This window comes from Povalibacter uvarum, from assembly GCF_014202975.1.
In the GTDB taxonomy this organism is placed as follows: domain Bacteria; phylum Pseudomonadota; class Gammaproteobacteria; order Steroidobacterales; family Steroidobacteraceae; genus Steroidobacter; species Steroidobacter uvarum.
Genome location: NZ_JACHHZ010000001.1, coordinates 731,301 through 748,722, shown reverse-complemented (window position 1 = coordinate 748,722; position 17,422 = coordinate 731,301). Strand labels below are relative to the sequence as shown.

17 protein-coding genes are annotated in these 17,422 nt (G+C 63.2%); 9 read left to right on the top strand and 8 right to left on the bottom strand.

Annotated features, from left to right (window positions below; all coding sequences use genetic code 11):
* Positions 1-111 precede the first annotated feature (111 nt).
* From HNQ60_RS03145 to accA, 3 genes are all read right to left on the bottom strand, one after another.
* Complete coding sequence (locus HNQ60_RS03145; RefSeq protein ID WP_184329551.1) at positions 112-1,758, bottom strand: CTP synthase; 1,647 nt, start codon at positions 1,756-1,758, stop codon at positions 112-114.
* Between the two features lie 162 nt (positions 1,759-1,920).
* The gene (gene tilS, locus HNQ60_RS03140; protein WP_184329550.1) at positions 1,921-3,270 is read right to left on the bottom strand and encodes a tRNA lysidine(34) synthetase TilS; all 1,350 of its coding nucleotides are present in this window, start codon (positions 3,268-3,270) and stop codon (positions 1,921-1,923) included.
* Between the two features lie 41 nt (positions 3,271-3,311).
* The gene (accA, locus tag HNQ60_RS03135; protein WP_184329549.1) at positions 3,312-4,271 is read right to left on the bottom strand and encodes an acetyl-CoA carboxylase carboxyl transferase subunit alpha; all 960 of its coding nucleotides are present in this window, start codon (positions 4,269-4,271) and stop codon (positions 3,312-3,314) included.
* A gap of 147 nt (positions 4,272-4,418) precedes the next feature.
* Between accA and HNQ60_RS03130 the strand changes: the two genes are divergently transcribed.
* Positions 4,419-6,161 carry an NAD-dependent malic enzyme gene (locus HNQ60_RS03130; RefSeq protein ID WP_221303986.1) on the top strand — a complete coding sequence of 581 codons (1,743 nt, stop codon included), beginning with the start codon at positions 4,419-4,421 and terminating at the stop codon, positions 6,159-6,161.
* 68 nt (positions 6,162-6,229) lie between these two features.
* On the top strand, positions 6,230-6,976 hold the full coding sequence (locus HNQ60_RS03125; RefSeq protein WP_184329547.1) for a hypothetical protein: 747 nt from the start codon (positions 6,230-6,232) through the stop codon (positions 6,974-6,976).
* Positions 6,977-6,979: 3 nt separating this feature from the next.
* On the opposite strand, the gene HNQ60_RS03120 is transcribed toward HNQ60_RS03125, so the two are convergent.
* On the bottom strand, positions 6,980-7,975 hold the full coding sequence (locus tag HNQ60_RS03120; protein WP_184329546.1) for a ParB N-terminal domain-containing protein: 996 nt from the start codon (positions 7,973-7,975) through the stop codon (positions 6,980-6,982).
* A gap of 129 nt (positions 7,976-8,104) precedes the next feature.
* Between HNQ60_RS03120 and HNQ60_RS03115 the strand changes: the two genes are divergently transcribed.
* Both HNQ60_RS03115 and HNQ60_RS03110 read left to right on the top strand, forming a co-directional pair.
* On the top strand, positions 8,105-8,416 hold the full coding sequence (locus HNQ60_RS03115; RefSeq protein ID WP_184329545.1) for a DUF883 family protein: 312 nt from the start codon (positions 8,105-8,107) through the stop codon (positions 8,414-8,416).
* 11 nt (positions 8,417-8,427) lie between these two features.
* Positions 8,428-8,688 carry a hypothetical protein gene (locus HNQ60_RS03110; protein ID WP_184329544.1) on the top strand — a complete coding sequence of 87 codons (261 nt, stop codon included), beginning with the start codon at positions 8,428-8,430 and terminating at the stop codon, positions 8,686-8,688.
* A gap of 168 nt (positions 8,689-8,856) precedes the next feature.
* On the opposite strand, the gene HNQ60_RS03105 is transcribed toward HNQ60_RS03110, so the two are convergent.
* Both HNQ60_RS03105 and HNQ60_RS03100 read right to left on the bottom strand, forming a co-directional pair.
* Entirely contained in the window at positions 8,857-9,561 is a 705-nt protein-coding gene (locus HNQ60_RS03105) for a spermidine synthase (RefSeq protein ID WP_184329543.1), read from the bottom strand.
* A 176-nt stretch (positions 9,562-9,737) separates the two neighbouring features.
* Complete coding sequence (locus HNQ60_RS03100; RefSeq protein ID WP_184329542.1) at positions 9,738-10,337, bottom strand: fused MFS/spermidine synthase; 600 nt, start codon at positions 10,335-10,337, stop codon at positions 9,738-9,740.
* Between the two features lie 125 nt (positions 10,338-10,462).
* On the opposite strand from HNQ60_RS03100, the gene HNQ60_RS03095 reads away from it, so the two are divergent.
* Positions 10,463-10,750, top strand: coding sequence for a hypothetical protein (locus HNQ60_RS03095; protein WP_184329541.1), 288 nt, complete (start codon positions 10,463-10,465; stop codon positions 10,748-10,750).
* A 104-nt stretch (positions 10,751-10,854) separates the two neighbouring features.
* On the opposite strand, the gene HNQ60_RS03090 is transcribed toward HNQ60_RS03095, so the two are convergent.
* Entirely contained in the window at positions 10,855-11,412 is a 558-nt protein-coding gene (locus tag HNQ60_RS03090; RefSeq protein ID WP_184329540.1) for a hypothetical protein, read from the bottom strand.
* Between the two features lie 179 nt (positions 11,413-11,591).
* Between HNQ60_RS03090 and HNQ60_RS03085 the strand changes: the two genes are divergently transcribed.
* From HNQ60_RS03085 to HNQ60_RS03075, 3 genes are all read left to right on the top strand, one after another.
* Entirely contained in the window at positions 11,592-11,855 is a 264-nt protein-coding gene (locus tag HNQ60_RS03085; protein WP_184329539.1) for a hypothetical protein, read from the top strand.
* Between the two features lie 150 nt (positions 11,856-12,005).
* A complete protein-coding gene (locus HNQ60_RS03080; protein ID WP_184329538.1) occupies positions 12,006-13,298 on the top strand; it encodes an MFS transporter in 1,293 nt (430 codons plus the stop codon).
* An 11-nt stretch (positions 13,299-13,309) separates the two neighbouring features.
* Positions 13,310-14,530 (top strand): serine hydrolase domain-containing protein, encoded by a 1,221-nt coding sequence (locus tag HNQ60_RS03075; protein WP_184329537.1) that lies wholly within the window; start codon positions 13,310-13,312, stop codon positions 14,528-14,530.
* On the opposite strand, the gene HNQ60_RS03070 is transcribed toward HNQ60_RS03075, so the two are convergent.
* Positions 14,531-15,787, bottom strand: coding sequence for a tetratricopeptide repeat protein (locus HNQ60_RS03070; protein ID WP_184329536.1), 1,257 nt, complete (start codon positions 15,785-15,787; stop codon positions 14,531-14,533). It lies immediately after the preceding gene.
* Positions 15,788-15,902: 115 nt separating this feature from the next.
* Here HNQ60_RS03070 and HNQ60_RS03065 point away from each other — a divergent pair, with 115 nt between their 5' ends.
* Positions 15,903-17,414, top strand: a complete 1,512-nt coding sequence (locus HNQ60_RS03065) for an amidohydrolase family protein (RefSeq protein WP_184329535.1) — start codon at positions 15,903-15,905, stop codon at positions 17,412-17,414.
* The last annotated feature ends 8 nt before the right edge of the window (positions 17,415-17,422 follow it).

Genomic DNA, 17,422 nt, shown 5'->3' with positions numbered 1-17,422 from the left:
TTGGCTCGGCGTGAACGTCAAAGGGGCACGAGGTTTGAGGCTCGCGGCTCGAGCCAGAATGAGGGCGCCGCCTCCGGGCTCAAGCCTCGAGGCTCGAGCCTCACGCCACTCTCATCCATTCGCAGCAGCCGGCATCTGCTCCTGATGATATGCCCGTGCCGCCTTGATGAAGCCGGTGAACAGCGGGTGACCATCGCGGGGCGTCGAACGGAATTCCGGATGGAACTGGCTGGCCACGAAGAACGGATGCGCCGGCAGTTCGATCATTTCCACCAGGCCATCGCGCGAGAAGCCGGAGAAGCGCAGGCCCGCATTCATGATCTTCTGCAGATAGCGGTTGTTGAACTCGAAGCGATGACGATGACGCTCGGCGATCACGTCCGAACCGTAAATCTGGTGGGCGCGCGAGCCGTGGGACAGCCGCACTTCCTGCGCTCCGAGACGCATCGTGCCGCCGAGATCCGACTTCTCCGTGCGCTGCTCGACCGTACCCTTGTTGTCCTGCCACTCGCTGATCAGAGCGATCACCGGATGCGGCGCGCTGCGGTTGAACTCAGTCGAATGCGCACCTTCGAGACCGGCGACGTTGCGCGAGTACTCGATGATCGCGAGCTGCATTCCCAGGCAGATGCCCAGGTACGGAATCTGATGCTCGCGGGCGTAACGGATCGCGAGAATCTTGCCTTCGATGCCGCGCTCGCCGAAGCCGCCCGGGACGAGAACGGCGTCGACTCCTTCCAGGCAGCCGGTCCCGTGCTTCTCGACATCGGTCGCCTCGATGAACTGGATGTTGACGCGGGTGCGCGTCGCGAGACCTGCGTGAGTCAGCGCCTCGCTGAGCGAAATGTACGCGTCGCGCAGGTTGACGTACTTGCCGACCATCGCGATGTTGACCGTCGTATCCGGATTCGTCTTCGCGGCGACGACACGGCGCCACTCGCTGAGATCGGCCGGTTTCACTTCCAGACGGAGCTTGTCGACGACGATGCTGTCGAGCTGCTGCTCGTGCAGCAGCATCGGAATCTTGTAGATGTCGTCCGCATCCACGGCCGAGATGACAGCACGCTCTTCCACGTTCGTGAACAGCGCGATCTTGCGGCGCTGCTCGTCCGGGATCGCGTTCTGCGAACGGCACAGCAGGATGTCCGGCTGGATACCGATCGACCGCAGTTCCTTGACCGAGTGCTGCGTCGGCTTCGTCTTGATCTCACCCGAGCTCGGGATGTACGGAACGAGCGTCAGGTGCATGTACAGGACGTTGTTGCGGCCCATCTCGACGCCGAGCTGGCGGATCGCTTCGAGGAAGGGCAGCGATTCGATGTCGCCGACCGTACCGCCGATCTCGACCATGCACACGTCCGCATCGCCCGCACCCATGCGGATGCAGTGCTTGATCTCGTCCGTGATGTGAGGAATGACTTGAACTGTCGCGCCCAGGTAGTCGCCGCGACGTTCCTTCGCGATCACGCGCTCGTAGATGCGACCGGTCGTGAAGTTGCTGTTGCGCGACGTCGTCGTGCGCACGAAGCGTTCGTAGTGCCCGAGATCCAGGTCGGTTTCGGTGCCGTCGTTCGTGACGAACACTTCACCATGCTGAAAGGGACTCATGGTGCCCGGATCCACGTTGATGTAGGGATCCAGCTTCACCATGCTGACCTTGAGACCGCGCGCCTCGAGAATGGCGCCCAACGACGCTGCGGCGATGCCCTTTCCCAATGAGGAAACGACACCGCCAGTCACACAGATATAACGAGTCATCGGGGCACCGTCGATGAAGAGAGTAAGAGAAAACGTCGATGCGCTGGCCGCGCACCGCCGCACTCACGACGGGAGAGCAGTTTATCGGAATCGTCCGATCGATGAAAGAAGCAAACCGCTGAACGCCGTATCGACGACGAGATTTTTTTCGCGTGCGCGGCTTCAGCGCATGGCGACGATCCACGGACGTTCGTCCCAGACGATCCGCACGCCGCTTCGTTCGTCGTGAGTCGCGAATTCATCCGCGATCCACAGATCGCCCACGGCCGCGAGCCGGTCGCCCGCCCAGATGAGCGGAACCCGACTACGCCACCACGGCAAAATATCCGCTTCCTGCAGCAGATTCTTCAGCGTCCGATGATGATCGTGTCCGGCGGGACGGATCGCTTCGCCGCCGTGCCTGAAATCCACTCGCAGCGTCGGCGGCAGCGCAGCTGCGGACAACCCTGACCCGCCGGTGTTCGCAGTACGTAATGTGCCCAGTCCCGGCGGCAGCACGAGCGACTCCCGCCAATCCCACTCCCGGGGCGTCGCTGCCGTCCGCGGAAGCTCTCGATCCGCGTAAAGCAGACCCCGGAAGCGCCTGATCTCGTAACCGTCCCAATCGACGACCGGCGAGCGGTCCGGATCGGCGACGAGCATGTCGTGTTCGAGTGCCGAGAGCTTTCGTGTCGATGGCGACCGCACGCCGCGCTGCCGCAGCCAGTATCGAAGCGCATTCCTCCGTCTCGCGGGAGACAACGCCGCCAGAACATCGACCGCGAGGCAGCTGCCGACCAGTGCCGGGCTGCAGTCGATCGCCGCGAGTTCATCGAGCAGCTCCGCGCCCTCCGCCAGATGCGCCGCCGCTCTCGACGCATTGGACGCAGCCGCGGGCCATCGAGTGCGCAGAAGGGGAACGATCTCGGTCCGCACGAAATTCCGGCTGAAGCGACTGTCGCCGTTGGTCGGATCGTCGATCCAGCGCAATCCCTGCGCCCTGCCCCACGCTTCCAGCTCCGCGCGAGTGAACTCGAGCAACGGCCGGGCGTGCCACCCGATCCCGAGCGGTTGGCAGGCAGGCATACCGGCGAGCCCCCGGGTTCCAGCGCCTCGCATCAGCGCGAGCAGCAGGGTCTCGAGCTGATCGTCGGCGTGATGAGCGGTCACCAGCGTTTCGCCGGGTCGCAACAGGGATTGCAGCGCCTGGTATCGCGCCGCGCGAGCCGATGCCTCGGGTCCCTCTTCGGGATCCAGCACGACGGTAACCCGACAGGATCGATACTCGACGTCCAGCGCGTTCGCGATGGAGCGGCAATGCTCATCCCACGCCGCTGACTGAGGCTGCAACTGATGATCGATATGAATGGCGCGAAGTCGCAGCGAAGGTTCGACCTGGCGTGCCTGCGCCAGCGCTGCAACCAGAACCGTGGAATCGAGCCCGCCGCTGAACCCGACGCAGATATCGCCGCCAGCCTGGGCAGGCAAGGCGGCTTTGAGACCGGAGAGAACGGAGGCTGGGCTGAGCGACATGGCCACCAGTATCGGACGGCGCGCTCGTCGCTACGAGGCCCTCATCCTTCGCTGAACACTCCGTAGCCGCGCAGCCGCTTGTCGCGGTTCGCGAGGAGCTGGTCGACGCTGAGCGACTCCAGATCCTTCAACTGACGCAGGAGCGTTTCCTTGAGGTTGTCCGCCATGACCTGCGGATCGCGATGCGCGCCGCCCAGCGGCTCCTTGATGACTTCGTCGACGACACCGAGCTTCGCAATGCGCTCCGCGCTGATGCCCATCGCTTCGGCCGCGAGATCCTTCTTGTCCGCGCTGCGCCAGAGAATGCCCGCGCAGCCTTCGGGAGAAATCACCGAGTACACGCTGTACTGAAGCATCAGCAGCCGGTCGCATACGCCGATCGCCAGCGCGCCGCCCGAACCGCCTTCGCCGATCACGACGCTGATGATCGGCACACGCAGCGTCGACATCTCGAACAGATTGCGCGCGATCGCCTCGCTCTGTCCGCGTTCTTCCGCGCCGACGCCCGGATACGCGCCTGACGTGTCGATGAATGTGATGAGCGGCATCTGGAAGCGCTCAGCCATGTGCATCAGGCGCAGCGCCTTGCGATAGCCCTCGGGCTTCGGCATGCCGTAGTTGCGACGCACGCGCTCCTTCGTATCGCGGCCCTTCTGATGACCGATGATCATCACAGGTCGACCGTCGAGCCGCGCCGGGCCGCCGACGATGGCGTGATCGTCCGCGTACATGCGGTCGCCGTGCAGTTCCTGGAAGTCGGTCAGGATGGCCGAGATGTAATCGAGCGTGTAGGGACGCTGCGGATGACGGGCGAGCTGCGCGATCTGCCACTGGGTCAGATTCGAGAAGATGCTGGTCGTGAGCGTCCGGCTCTTCGCGCGCAGGCGCGCGATTTCCTCGCCGATGTTCACTTCGGCGTCGTTCGAGACGAACTTCAGTTCATCGATTTTGGCTTCGAGCTCGGCGATCGGCTGCTCGAAGTCCAGAAAATTCATTGCCATACGGGCATCAGGTCCCTCGCGAAAGCAGCGCGGAACATAACGGGAGATTGCCCGGCTGGCAAACGCCAGATGCGCCGGGGCCTTTCAGACCCCCTCGGACAGGGTACTATCCGCGACCCATCAGAATTGCATACAACCGGGGGAGTCTTGGACAAGCTATTCGAGATCCGGCGCGATCCCGTCCACGGGACTGAATACATTGAGACTTCCCTGACCGGGCACCTGCTCCTGGAACACCCGATCCTGAACAAGGGCAGCGCGTTCACGGAGGCCGAACGCCGCGAATTCGGACTGACCGGCCTGCTCCCCTCCGGGGTTTCGACCCTCGAAGTCCAGCTCGAGCGCATCTACGGCGTCTACCGCAGCAAGACCACCGACCTCGAGCGGTACATGCACCTGACCGCACTCCAGGATCGTAACGAGACCGCGTTCTACGGATTGCTCAGCAAGCATCTCGCCGAGCTGATGCCGATCATCTACACGCCCGTCGTCGGCGCCGCCTGCCAGTCGTACAGCCGCATTTACCATCGGCCGCGCGGCGTCTACATCCCCTACTCCCAGCGCCACAACATCGACGAGATCCTCGCGAATGTCGGTGAGGCTGACGTGCAAGTCATCGTCGTCACCGACGGCGAGCGCATTCTTGGCCTGGGCGATCTGGGCATCGGCGGCATGGGGATCCCCGTTGGCAAGCTTTCGCTCTACACGGTCTGCGCCGGCATTCATCCGTCGGTGACGCTGCCCATCGTGCTGGACATCGGCACCAACAATCGCGACCTGCTCGACGATCCGCTCTACCTCGGCGAGCGGCACGAGCGTATTCGCGGCCGGGACTACGACGATTTCATCGAAGCCTTCGTCGCCGCCGTGCAGCGGCGCTTTCCGAAGGTGCTCCTGCAGTGGGAAGACTTCGCGAAGAACAACGCGGCACGGCTGCTCGAGCGATATCGCAATCGCCTCTGCACCTTCAACGACGACATCCAGGGCACCGGAGCCGTCACGCTTGCGGCCGCGCTGGCAGCGGTCGCTGCAAACCGCTCGACGCTGGGCGACCAGCGCATTGTTCTGCTGGGAGCGGGCTCAGCCGCCACCGGCATCACGAGTCAGCTCGTCACAGCCCTGCAGGCCGAAGGACTATCCGAAGCATCGGCCCGCTCGCGCATCTGGCTCGTCGACAGCCAGGGACTCGTTCATTCCGGGCGCACCGACCTCGAGCCATTCAAACGCGAGTACGCGCGGGCCGTCGATGAGACAGTGAACTGGCAAGTCAGTGACCGCCAGTCGATCACGCTGCTCGACGTTGTGAAGCATGTGCATCCGACGATCCTGATCGGTACAGCCGCACAGCCGCGCGCCTTCGACGAAAACGTCGTGCGCGAAATGGCGCGGCACACGGCGCGCCCGATCATCTTCCCCCTGTCGAACCCGACATCGAAATGCGAGGGCTTGCCGGCGGACATGATTGCGTGGAGCGACGGCCGCGCGCTCGTCGCAACCGGCAGCCCTTTCGAGGACGTCATTCACGGCGATCGCCGCATCCGGATCGCACAGTGCAACAACGCGTACATTTTCCCGGGCGTTGGCCTCGGCGTGATCGCGGCCCAGGCACAACGCGTCACCGATTCAATGTTCGTCGCCGCCGCGCGGGCTCTTAGTGAGTTCTCCCCGGCAAGACAGAACATAGAAGCACCGCTGCTCCCAGGCCTGCAGACGATTCGCGAAGTTTCGCGGCAAGTCGCATTGGCCGTTGCGCGCGAGGCGCAGCGACTCGGACTCGCCGAGCCGTGCACCGAGGAAGAATTGTCGCGCCGGATTGCAGCGCATATGTGGACGCCGCAGTACCTGGCGTACAGGAAGCCGAGGAGAGAAAGAAGCCGGCTGGCGGGCTAGCAGGCTCTCTAACCCTTTCCCAGACCTTCGTCGTTGATACCGTCAGACCTACTCTGACGGAGCCTTCAATGATTCGCTTGCTGGCGCTCGCCCTGCTGTTCGCCCTGCCCTTTGCTGCTCGTGCGGGCTCGTTGGCCGCTGTCGAGCTCTACGACCGGACCGCGAATCGATTCCTGTCGGTCCACGAACATCGTGGGCGCCTGTACGTCGCCGGCGAGCCTGGCCATCAATACGAGATCCGGGTGCGCAATCATTCGCAGCAACGTGTGCTCGCTGTCACGAGCGTCGACGGTGTGAATGTGATCAGCGGACAGACGGCAGCGACGAGCCAGCAAGGCTACGTGCTCGAGCGCTGGGATTGCGTGTCAGTCGAGGGTTGGCGCAAGAGCATGGATGAGGTGGCGACGTTCTACTTCACCGCCCTGCCCGATTCCTACGCAGCACGCACGGGCCGGCCCGACAACGTCGGCGTGATCGGGGTCGCGCTGTTTCGCGAACGCATTCATCGACCATCGTTCAACCCGCCCATGGAGCAAGGTGCCGAAGCGCCAGCAGCGCGATCGCAATCCGGCGATGCCGAACTATCGCGGCAGCGCGATGATGCGAACCTCGGCACGGGACACGGACAGCGCGAGTCGTCACCCGCGCAGTACGTCGATTTCCGCCGCGAATCGTCGACGCCCGATGAAACGATATCGATCTACTACGACTCGTATCGCAACCTCGTCGCGCAGGGCGTGCTGCCGCGAAAGCAGAGGCCGGTGAAGGATCACGTTGCCGTACCGTTCCCGGCGAGCTTCGTGCCGGACCCGTGACTCTCAACCGGTCTCGTCCGGCACTCCGCCGCTGCGCGCCAGGTCCTGCTGGTTCACTTTGTCGGCGTTGAACTTCGCGGCACGGTCGCGCATCGTTTTCAGCACCTCCGCGAGCGGCGGCGGCTCATCCTTGATCCAGCGCAAAGGATTGATGCGAGCGACGACGAATGCACGCAGATACGGACTGACCAGGCCACGCTCCTTCAGCTTGTCGACGGCCTCGGTCACCATCGTGTCGAGCTCGAACAGCTTCTCCGCCGTCTTCTCGTGCCCGGCGATCGCCTTGCGGATCGGATCCGTGGAGAACTCCATCAGTCGCCGCAGAATGGAGTGGTAGGCGCCGCCGGCGAAATTGCCTTTGCGCTCGTAGCAGAGTCCCAGCGTGACCAGGGCCGGGTCTTCCAGGTAGAACGAGAAATCCTTCTCGGCACGGCTCGCATCCTCTTCGAGCAGCCCCTTGTAAATACGGATGACTTCGAGGGACCGTTCGCGCAGGTTGTGGGCCTTCTCGGTATTCAGCGCGAGGATCTGCCACGCGATCTCCCGCTTCGGCACCACGAGCGCGATGATCGACTTCGCTCCGAGCCGACGCAGTGCCTCGAGGCGATGGCGACCGTTCGGCGTCCAGAAGCCCTGGCCAGGTGCGGTGATCGCGATGACGGGATCGAGGAACAGCCCTGTCCGGTCGATCACTTCCGACAGCTTCTTGTGATGCGCGTCCGACAGATCGCGCTGGAAGGGAGTCGGTTCGACGCTGTCGATCGGCAGCGCCGCGAGCAGCAGCGGATTGCGGCCGAGCGGTTCGTAGTAGCGCCCGACGATGGCGCCGCCTTCCTGCTCGACTCGCTTCGCCACCTCGGCGGCTTCCGGCGGAAGCTCGTCGATCCGGCAATCCTCGGGCTGTATGCCCCGGCTGCGGGGTGCTGCCTTTTTGGGCGTCTTGCGGCGCGCGGGGGCGCGCTTGGCCTTGCTGGACGATTTGCGCTTTGTCGCTGGCATGAGTCGCTCGCCGATCGTTACGCGATGCGCACAGCGTAGCTGGCGTTCGGCACGCCGCCTAGCGGGAACCGCGCACGGCCCCGTACGTTGCGTAAGTGATAACGCCCAGCATTTGAAGGAGGTCCCGCCATGAGAAACGGCAGCGCTTTGCAATCCCCGATGAGAGATCTGCGCAGAGATCTGCAGGCCGTGGCCCGCGACACCGAGGCGCTATTGAAAGCGACGGCCGAGGTCACCGGCGATCGCGTGCAGGAAGCCCGCGCACGTACCGAGAAATCTCTGCACAACGTCGTCGATCATCTGTACGACCGCAAGATGCAGCGGCGCGTACGTCGCATCGCCCGTCACACGGACAGCTACGTGCGCGATCATTCCTGGAGTGTGATCGGCGTGGCCGCCGGTGTCGCGCTGCTGGTCGGTCTGCTCTCCCGCCGCGATTGAGGAAAATCCGCATGAGTCAGCAACAGGACCGCACCGACGACGCCATTGCCGATCCTAGCCGCCAGTTCAAGACGCCCATGGATGTGCTTCGCGACCCGAAGCTGGACGTCGATGCCAAGCGCGCCATTCTCGAATCGTGGAAGAAAGACGCAGAGCTGCTTTCGACCGCGACGAACGAGAACATGACCGGCGGCGAAAGCCCGATCCCGACGCTGCAGGATGTGAATATCGCCCTGGAGAAGCTGGAGAAGCTGAGCGGGCGTGTGAATTGACGGGGCGAAGCCCCTGTCATCCCCGCGAAAGCGGGGATCTCGAAACGTTGCGGCATCGTCGTCCCCGCGCACGCGGGATCCATCTTCGCCAACAGATGGATTCCCGCTTTCGCGGGAATGACGGACTTCCGGATGGATTCCCGCGTTCGCGGGAATGACGGAGCGCGCTTACTCCAGATTCAGCAGATTCGCCGGCGAGTACTGATCCGTCAGTACCCGCGCTTTCGCGTTCCAGTCCGCCCGCGTGGAAAACAGCGGCAGCAGCGTTTCCGTCTCGATTCCGAACGTCCTGAGCTTCGCTTCGTGAATGCGGCTGTTGGTCGCAATCGTCGGGAGATCCGGCAGCGTCCCATTGGTTGCGAAGATCACGCGGTTCTCACGCTTCAGGTTGTAGAAGGTGCCGAACACCGACGCATACGTGACCGACTCGTGACTGTAGAGCCGGCTCGATGAGAATGTGTTCGCCGCGAGCACACCGTCCGGAGCAAGCAACGATTTCACCTCGCGAAGAAATTCCTGGGTCAGCAGGTGCTCGGGAATGTACTCGTGGTCGAACGCATCGAGCATGATGAGATCGTAGCGGCGCCTCTCGCGGATCGCCCGCTTCACGAAGACGCGCCCGTCCTGCTCGGCGACGCGAGAGCGCTCGCTCGGCGAGAAATCAAAGTACTTCTCCGCGACACGCACCACCGCAGGATCAATCTCGACACTGTCGATCGACACATCCGGCAGCAACCGAACGAGCGCCCGAGGCAGCGTGCCGCCGCCGAGGCCGATGACGAGCACCGAGCGCGGCTGGGGCTTGAGGTAGAGCGCGCCCAGCATCATGCGCGTGTAATTCAGCTCGAAATGATCAGGGTGCTTCATGTCCATGCAGGACTGCCGCCCCACGCGGCAGTTACGAGTGAAGCACATGCAACGCTGATCACCCGTTTGATATACGAGCACTTCGCGATAGAGCGATCGCTCCGAGTGCAGCAGCCTGGGCGAATCAGCGTGCACTGCGGCTGCGGCCGCCAGGGCAACCAGCACCATGGAAATCCTGAAGATCACGCCTGCACCTCATCACCCTTCTGCATCACCGCCGTCATCCCGATCACCGCCGATATCGCGAGCAGGCTGATGAGGATCTGGTTCACCTCGAGGATCAGCACGAAATAGAACGACGTGAGCAACGTTCCGGCAGCGCTCCCGAACGTCGAAACGAAATAGAGCTGACCCGCATGACGTCCCGCGTTGCGGGGGTCGTGCACGAGCAGCCGCACGGCATAGGGCGAGATCATTCCCGAGAAGAACGTCGGCACGCCGAACAGGGCGAGAGACGCAAGCAGCGACCCGAAACGCGGATCGGGCACTGCGATCGCGACAGCATCGAGCATCGCTTCGCCGAAAAGCAGGATCGGCACGACCGTCGCGGCGGCGATCAGCAGCAACGCGCCGAGACGACGCACATTCGGTGCATGCATCGAATATCGGCCTCCGGCGAGATAACCCAGCGACAACGCCAGCATGAAGATGGTGATGATCGCACCCCAGACATAGATGCTGCTGCCGAAGGTCGGTGCCAGCAACCGTCCGCCGAGCAGCTCGACGGCCATGACGAAGAAGCCGGACCAGCCGGCGATCAGGTAAGGCAGCAATATCCGCATGCGAAGTCTGCTCAGGCCGAAAGCGGCGAGCTTATGCATCGCGCTGCGGCGCCGCAATGAAGATGCGATCCGCCCGCGGGTTTCGATGCTTGCGGACCGCTATCCCGAGGTCCACAGTAGCCTTCGTGGACACTCAGGCGCTGACTGAAATACACCAGGCCCTGGCCGCCGTGCATGACGCGGTCGGCACCATGACCTTCCCTTCGTGCGACCAGGACGACATGTTTGAACTGATGGATCGCGTCGAAGCCGAACTCTCCGCCGCTCACCCGAATACCCGCGTCATCGGGACATTCCTGAACTCCATCGCCCGCAGCCTGCGCAACCAGCCTGAAGCGCGCGACGCGTGCCTGCGCATCGAAGAGGCGATCGAGCGGACCGGGCTGCCGAGCACGTGGCAGAACGGGATTTGATCTGTCATTCCCGCGAAAGCGCCGCCCCTCGTCATTCCCGCGAAAGCGGGAATCCATCCGGAACAAGGCATGGATTCCCGCTTTCGCGGGAATGACGGCAGCGGCTACGCTCCCGGCTGTTCCGCTTCAATCCGCGGCGCCAGCTCACCGTCAGCAGCAACGACATCGATCTTGTCCTGAATGCGCCCGCGCGCGCGCGGCACTTCGCCGCGGGTCCAGAAGGAGCTGACGAAATCGCGGCTCTCACCTGCCGCCAGCGAGAGCTCGACCCACTGCCGGCTCTCCCAGAGCACCGAGCACCCGCTCGGATCGAGAGACCCGTCGAAGCAGTCGCGCCGCGAAATCATCACCGTGAACGATCGCAGGCGCAGATCCGGCGACCGATTCGTAACGCGCCCCCGGACTTCGAAAGGCGCGCCGTTGCCCGCGATGCGCAGGTCCTTCGCGTCGAGCGATTCCAGCGGGAACGCCCTGACCGCACTTGTCGGTGACGACGGGCTGCCACGGACACTGGCAGTGTCAGGCGGCTGCGTGCGCAACCTTTGCACCATGCCCCAGCCGAGCATGAGGCCCAACACGACACTGCCGAGAATACCGACGGGCCGCAGCTTCGGCACGGCAAGGGCAATCAACAGAAAGATGGCAGCGAGAATCCAGTACACACCTGATATCCGCAAGTTCCTCGAGTCCCTTGTGCGACGCGCCCGCGGCCGTTCGGGCTATTTCTGACAGGGCCTGGCCACACACCTTACAGCATCCGCTGCTCGGAATGCGTACCGGAACCCACCCCGACCGCAGGCGTTCGATCTGGGTGTACCGATGACTCGATGGAGAAAGCATCATGGCGAGCAAGAACCCACCGAAACCCAAACCGCGTAAGGAAGAGGCGCGCTCGGGCGCCAACGAAGGCGAAGGCAACAAGACAGCGGATCGTCACTATCGCGAGGCAACTCGCGAGTTCGTGAACTCCCCGCGTGGCCGCGAGGAAATCGAGCGTGCGGGCGATGTGAACGCGAGCGAGGAACGCGACATCGAGCAGGCCGAGGAAGAGGCAAAGCGACGCGCCCGTGAGCACGACCCGCAGGAGGTTCGCGATCGTCACTGATTGCTTCGCATAGCGGAAAACAACGTGGGGACGGCACTCATCGGCCGTCCCCGTGTTCGTTCCCGACTTTTGTTTTTGCCTCGACTCTTTACGTCGCGAGGTTCGCTACGTCACCATCCGCGCTCCAAGAACAAGTAAAGCGGCGCATCCTTGACCACCTCCCCTGCGGCGACTGAACAGCGAAAGCGCCAACTGCGATCGGTCTTCGGCGGCTCCGTCGGCAACCTGGTCGAGTGGTATGACTGGTACACGTACTCGGCGTTCGCCATCTATTTCGCACACTCGTTCTTCCCTGAAGGCAATCAGACCGCCAAGCTCCTCAACGTCGCGGCGATCTTCGCGGTCGGATTTCTCGTGCGGCCGATCGGCGGCTGGGTCATGGGTCGCTACGCGGATCGTCGGGGACGCAAGGCCGCTCTCACCCTCTCGGTGCTGCTCATGTGCGCCGGATCGCTGCTGATCGCGGTCACGCCCGGCTACGCAACCATAGGAATCGCGGCACCCACACTGCTGGTCATCGCACGTATCCTGCAAGGCTTCAGCGTCGGCGGCGAATACGGCACGAGCGCCACCTACATGAGCGAGATCGCCTCGAAGGAGAGTCGCGGCTTCTATTCGGGAATTCTGTACGTCACGCTGGTGATGGGTCAGCTGCTCGCGCTCGCGGTGCTGCTGCTTCTGCAGTTCGTATTCCTTACCGCCGAGCAGCTCGACGCCTGGGGCTGGCGCATTCCGTTCTTCATCGGCGCGATCGCCGCGCTCGTCGCGTTGTGGCTGCGCCGGAATCTCGCGGAGACGGAGTCGTTCTCGGAGGGTCAGAAGATTCATCGTAAGGAGGCGGGCCATGTCCGCGTGCTGCTCCAGCACCCGCGTGAAACTCTCACGGTCATTGGGCTCACCATGGGCGGCACGCTGTTCTTCTACGTGTTCACGAACTACATGCAGAAGTTTCTCGTGAACACAGTAGGGCTCACCAAGGGCGAGTCCACGCTGGTTTCCGCCGGCAGCCTGTTCGTCTTCATGCTGCTGCAGCCGCTGATGGGCGCCCTTTCGGATCGGATCGGTCGCCGACCGATGCTCATCGCGTTCGGCATCATGGCGCTCGTCGGCACGCTGCCGTTGCTGAGCGCTCTCGAGAACACGCATAGCGCGTGGATGGCCTTCGCCCTCGTGATGACCGGCCTGTTCATCTCCTCGTTCTATAGTTCGATCAGCGCCGTCGTGAAGGCCGAGCTGTTCCCCGTCGAGATCCGCGCGCTCGGTGTCGGCCTCCCCTACGCGATCGCCGTGTCGCTATTCGGCGGGACAGCGGAGTACATCGCGCTGTGGCTGAAGAACATCGGCCACGAGTCGCTGTTCTACTGGTACGTCACCGGCTGCGTGTTCATCTCGCTGCTGGTCTATATCTTCATGGCCGAAACGCAGAAGACGTCGAAGATCTGAGGGAAACCGCAATGCAGATTCGCCCCGAAGCCGCCGGATTCGTTCCGTCCCGTCTGCAGCACCTCGACCGCTTCCTGCAGAGCCGCTATCTGGAGACCGGCCGCCTGCCCTGCGCTCTCACACTGATCCAGCGACGCGGCGAGATCGCGCACCTGAGCGCACTCGGGCAGCGGGACATCGAGCGCCAGCAGAAGGTCACCGAGGACACGCTTTTCCGGATCTACTCGATGACGAAGCCGATCACGAGCGTTGCCTTCATGATGCTCGTCGAGGATGGCCTCGTGGCGCTGGATGAGCCGGTGCACAAGTACATTCCCCAGTGGCGGGATCTCGGGGTCTACGACGGCGGATTCATCGGCACGTTCAAGACGCATCGACCGCAGCGACCGATGCTGATCGTCGATCTCCTGCGCCACACTTCCGGTCTCACCTACGGATTCCAGCAGCGCACGAACGTCGACGCGGCCTACCGGCGTCTTCGTCTGGACGACTACACGAGCGGTGCCGTGACGCTCGACGGCATGATCGACACGCTTGCAACGCTGCCCCTGGAGTTCTCGCCCGGCACGGTCTGGAATTACTCGGTTGCAACGGACGTCCTCGGCTATCTCGTCGGCAAGATCTCCGGCCAGCCGTTCGAACAGTTCCTGCGCAGCCGCATCCTCGATCCGCTCGGCATGAAGGACACCGACTTCTCGGTGCCGCCCGACAAGCAGAGCCGTCTTGCAGCCTGCTACGCCGCGACGCCCGAAGGCGGCATGCGTCTTCAAGACGACCCGCAGCGCAGTCCTTTCCTGAAGACGCCGCATTTCGTTTCCGGCGGTGGCGGTCTCATCTCCACACTCGGCGACTATCTGCGCTTCTGCCGCATGCTCATCGGCGGCGGTACGCTGGACGGCGTGCGCATCCTCAGCCCGAAGACGCTCGAGCTCATGACGAGCAATCACCTTCCCGACGGCAAAGAGCTGCCCGATCTGTCCGTCTCGCTGTTCAGCGAAACAGCCTACGCCGGGGTTGGCTTCGGGCTGGGATTCTCCGTCACGCTGAATCCGGCCCGCTCGCTGCTCCCGGGCAGCATCGGCGATTACTCGTGGGGCGGCATGGCGAGCACGTACTTCTGGGTCGACCCGCACGAGGACATGATCGTCATCTTCATGACGCAGCTCATGCCATCGACGACCTATCCGCTGCGCCGTGAGTTGCGCACAGCAGTCTATTCCGCGTTCGCGTAGCTATTGCAGGAAGATCTGCCGGTACGTCACTTTGAGCGTGTCCTCCGGCTTGCCGTTCACGAAGCGCGGCCGATACCGGGCCGCGCGCAGCGCGCTCAGGGTCTCGTCGACCATCGTCTTCGTCGCATCGCGCGCGATGACGCGCTCGCTCTGGACGCGTCCGTCGGCCCGCACTTCGAACTGCGCCACCACGAACCTCCGGGTGGTGGCCTCGCTGCGCTCGAACTCGTTCAGCAACGACAACGGCGGCGGTGCGTACATGAGCATCACCGGCGATGAGAGCAGGGTCGTCCGGGCGTCGTCGCCCGTCCTCATCAACAGCAGGACCTGCTCGTAGTAACCACGCGCCGTGCGGACATGGTCCCTCATCTGGAACCAGTCACCTGCTTCCAGCAGCACTTGGACCTTCTCGGACGCAGGCATCGTCTCGGAGGCCAATGCAAGCCGGGCCGCCCGTGTGAGCGCCTGCTCCGACTCGTACCGCATGAGCCTTACGACGTTCGTGCGGAATGACGTGCTGTCCGCATTGAAGTGTTGTGGTCGACCCGCGACGCCGCGCAACTGTTCCGGAAGCTGTGCGGGTGTCACGATCGCGAACGCGGAGATCTCGTAGAGATTGCATCGGGCGGTCGACCGCAAGGCGTCGATCTCCGCTGTGTCCGCGCCGTCGAGAATCCCAAGCGCGCGTCGATGCCGCGATCGGCCATCGAAATAGAATCCGAACTGGCACAACCGGTCCGCAACCCGGGTCAGCTTCTCGCCAAACGGTCGGGACTGCGCCCCGTACGTCGCCTCGCTCACCCGCTCGAAGTATTTGAGACTGCCTGCCGCCGCCTGCATCTGGCCTGAGAAGGCCTGCGCATCCGCCATCTTTTCCAGCGGCACGAGCTGCCGTGCATCGTTCACTCCGCCTTCGCGCCGGACGATCGACACCGCGCGAGCGAATGACTGGCTCGCCTGCTCGAAGCGACCTGCGCCGACCTGCGCATCGCCCAGTGCAACCAAGGGCTCGATCAGTTCGCTCGCGAGCGGATCGTGCGCTCGTTCGATCTGCTCGACCGCCCGGCTGAAGCTCACCTGGGCCGAGGCGAATTCGCGCTGCGCGTACTGAAGCCGACCGAGCTCCATGAGAGCCGTGGCATCGGGTTCGACTGCATCGGCACCCGCGTGCGGATGCGCCGGGCGAGCGACAAGCGCCACGCACAACGCGACAGTTGCTTTGGCAACCGTCCACCCCCCGGCTGACGATCTGCTCATGCGACGACTATGACGAGCACTGCAAATAATCGTCAAGCGTGATAATGACCGACCGTCATCGACGCCTAGAATACGCATCGCCTGATACACCGTTTGCACCGCCGAGGGTTTCGACATGTGGATTCGCAAGATCGAGCGCGATCTGAAGAAGGGCGTCGACTCGCCGCTTCCCACCCAATCGGTGTCGAACGAGGAATACGTTCCGCGCCCGCAGAACGAGCGGCAGAAGCAGCTCGAGCACCTGATCGGCGAGATGTCCGCGGAGCGGGCCAGGAAGCTCAACGTCGACCGCCGCACGTTCATGGCCAGCTCCATGGGCCTCGCCACCTGCTTCGCGGCATCCAACCGCGTCTACGGCAAGGTGTTCGACGTCAGCGACGCCGAGACCTTCGAAGTCGCGGCCGTCGAGGAGAAGTATCCGAAGGGCGAGTACTTCGTGATCGACGTGCAGGCCCACTTCACCAACGGCATCGCCCTGAACTTCCGCAACAGCGAGACCGCCCGGAACATGGGCTTCAGCCTCAAGGACGATGTCGAGTCGTACAGCTTCAAGAACTTCGTCAAGGAGATGTTCTTCGACAGCGAGACGAACATGGTCGTCATCTCCGGCGTGCCGACGCGTGAGAATCAGCGCGCACCCGACGGCCGTGTGCTCGAAGGCGCGGAGCGCAACCCGCCCTTCGCCATTCTTCCGAGCTGGCTGATGGGCGAGAAGAAGCGCGAGATCAACGAAATGGCCGGGTCGCAGCGTGCGCTGTGCCAGGGCAATCTCGCGCCGAATCATTACTGGGACAAGGCCAACAATCGCATCGACAAGGCAGCGACCATCGAACAGATGGAGCGCGAGCTCGAGAAGTACAAGATCGACTCCTGGAAGTGGTACTGCCACACCGACCCCGGCCGCACCGGCAACGGCTTCCAGTGCGATGACGACAACGCAATGTGGTTCTACGAGGAATCACGCAAGCGCGGCATGAAACTCATCAGCGTACACAAGGGTTATTCGTACCAGTCGCGCCAGCTCGGACATCTCGCCAATCCGAAGGATCTCGAGAAGGCGGCGCTGCAGAACCCCGACTTCAACTTCGTCGTCTATCACTCGGCGATCAAGCACGGCCCGAGCGAGCCGAACTATCTCGACAGCAACAAGTTCGATCCGGTCACGGGCGATTTCGAGTGGCATTCGATCCTGATGGACATCAAGAAGCGCAATCCGAAGATCAACAACATCTATCCGGAGCTCGGCAGCTTCTTCAACGCCCTCGTGATCGCCGACCCGGTGCTGTGCATGCACGGCATCGGCAAGAACATCAAGAACTACGGTTCCGACCACGTCGTATGGGGCACGGACTGTCTGTGGTTCGGGTCGCCGCAATGGGCGATCGAAGCCTTCAAGCGCTTCAATATCTCGGATGAGTTCTGCGAGAAATTCGGCTACTCGAAACTCACGAACGAGGACAAGGCGAAGATCCTCGGCCTCAACGCCGCGAAGCTTTACAACGTGGACGTCAAGGCGAAACGCAATGCGATCCCGGCCGACGGTATCTCGAAAGCGAAAGTGGCGTACCTCGAGAATGGCGGGCAGCGCCAGAACGCTGCGTATGGCTGGGTGCGTGCCAACGACTAGAACGCGGA

What these genes read in the sequence shown, in the direction of transcription:
- HNQ60_RS03120 (WP_184329546.1), bottom strand. Translation starts at nt 7,975, where the DNA reads ATGCCAGCGACAAAGCGCAAATCGTCCAGCAAGGCCAAGCGCGCCCCC.
- HNQ60_RS03125 (WP_184329547.1), top strand. Translation starts at nt 6,230, where the DNA reads ATGATTCGCTTGCTGGCGCTCGCCCTGCTGTTCGCCCTGCCCTTTGCT.
- HNQ60_RS03110 (WP_184329544.1), top strand. Translation starts at nt 8,428, where the DNA reads ATGAGTCAGCAACAGGACCGCACCGACGACGCCATTGCCGATCCTAGC.
- HNQ60_RS03065 (WP_184329535.1), top strand. Translation starts at nt 15,903, where the DNA reads ATGTGGATTCGCAAGATCGAGCGCGATCTGAAGAAGGGCGTCGACTCG.
- HNQ60_RS03145 (WP_184329551.1), bottom strand. Translation starts at nt 1,758, where the DNA reads ATGACTCGTTATATCTGTGTGACTGGCGGTGTCGTTTCCTCATTGGGA.
- HNQ60_RS03075 (WP_184329537.1), top strand. Translation starts at nt 13,310, where the DNA reads ATGCAGATTCGCCCCGAAGCCGCCGGATTCGTTCCGTCCCGTCTGCAG.
- HNQ60_RS03115 (WP_184329545.1), top strand. Translation starts at nt 8,105, where the DNA reads ATGAGAAACGGCAGCGCTTTGCAATCCCCGATGAGAGATCTGCGCAGA.
- accA (WP_184329549.1), bottom strand. Translation starts at nt 4,271, where the DNA reads ATGGCAATGAATTTTCTGGACTTCGAGCAGCCGATCGCCGAGCTCGAA.
- tilS (WP_184329550.1), bottom strand. Translation starts at nt 3,270, where the DNA reads ATGTCGCTCAGCCCAGCCTCCGTTCTCTCCGGTCTCAAAGCCGCCTTG.
- HNQ60_RS03105 (WP_184329543.1), bottom strand. Translation starts at nt 9,561, where the DNA reads ATGGACATGAAGCACCCTGATCATTTCGAGCTGAATTACACGCGCATG.
- HNQ60_RS03085 (WP_184329539.1), top strand. Translation starts at nt 11,592, where the DNA reads ATGGCGAGCAAGAACCCACCGAAACCCAAACCGCGTAAGGAAGAGGCG.
- HNQ60_RS03100 (WP_184329542.1), bottom strand. Translation starts at nt 10,337, where the DNA reads ATGCGGATATTGCTGCCTTACCTGATCGCCGGCTGGTCCGGCTTCTTC.
- HNQ60_RS03070 (WP_184329536.1), bottom strand. Translation starts at nt 15,787, where the DNA reads ATGAGCAGATCGTCAGCCGGGGGGTGGACGGTTGCCAAAGCAACTGTC.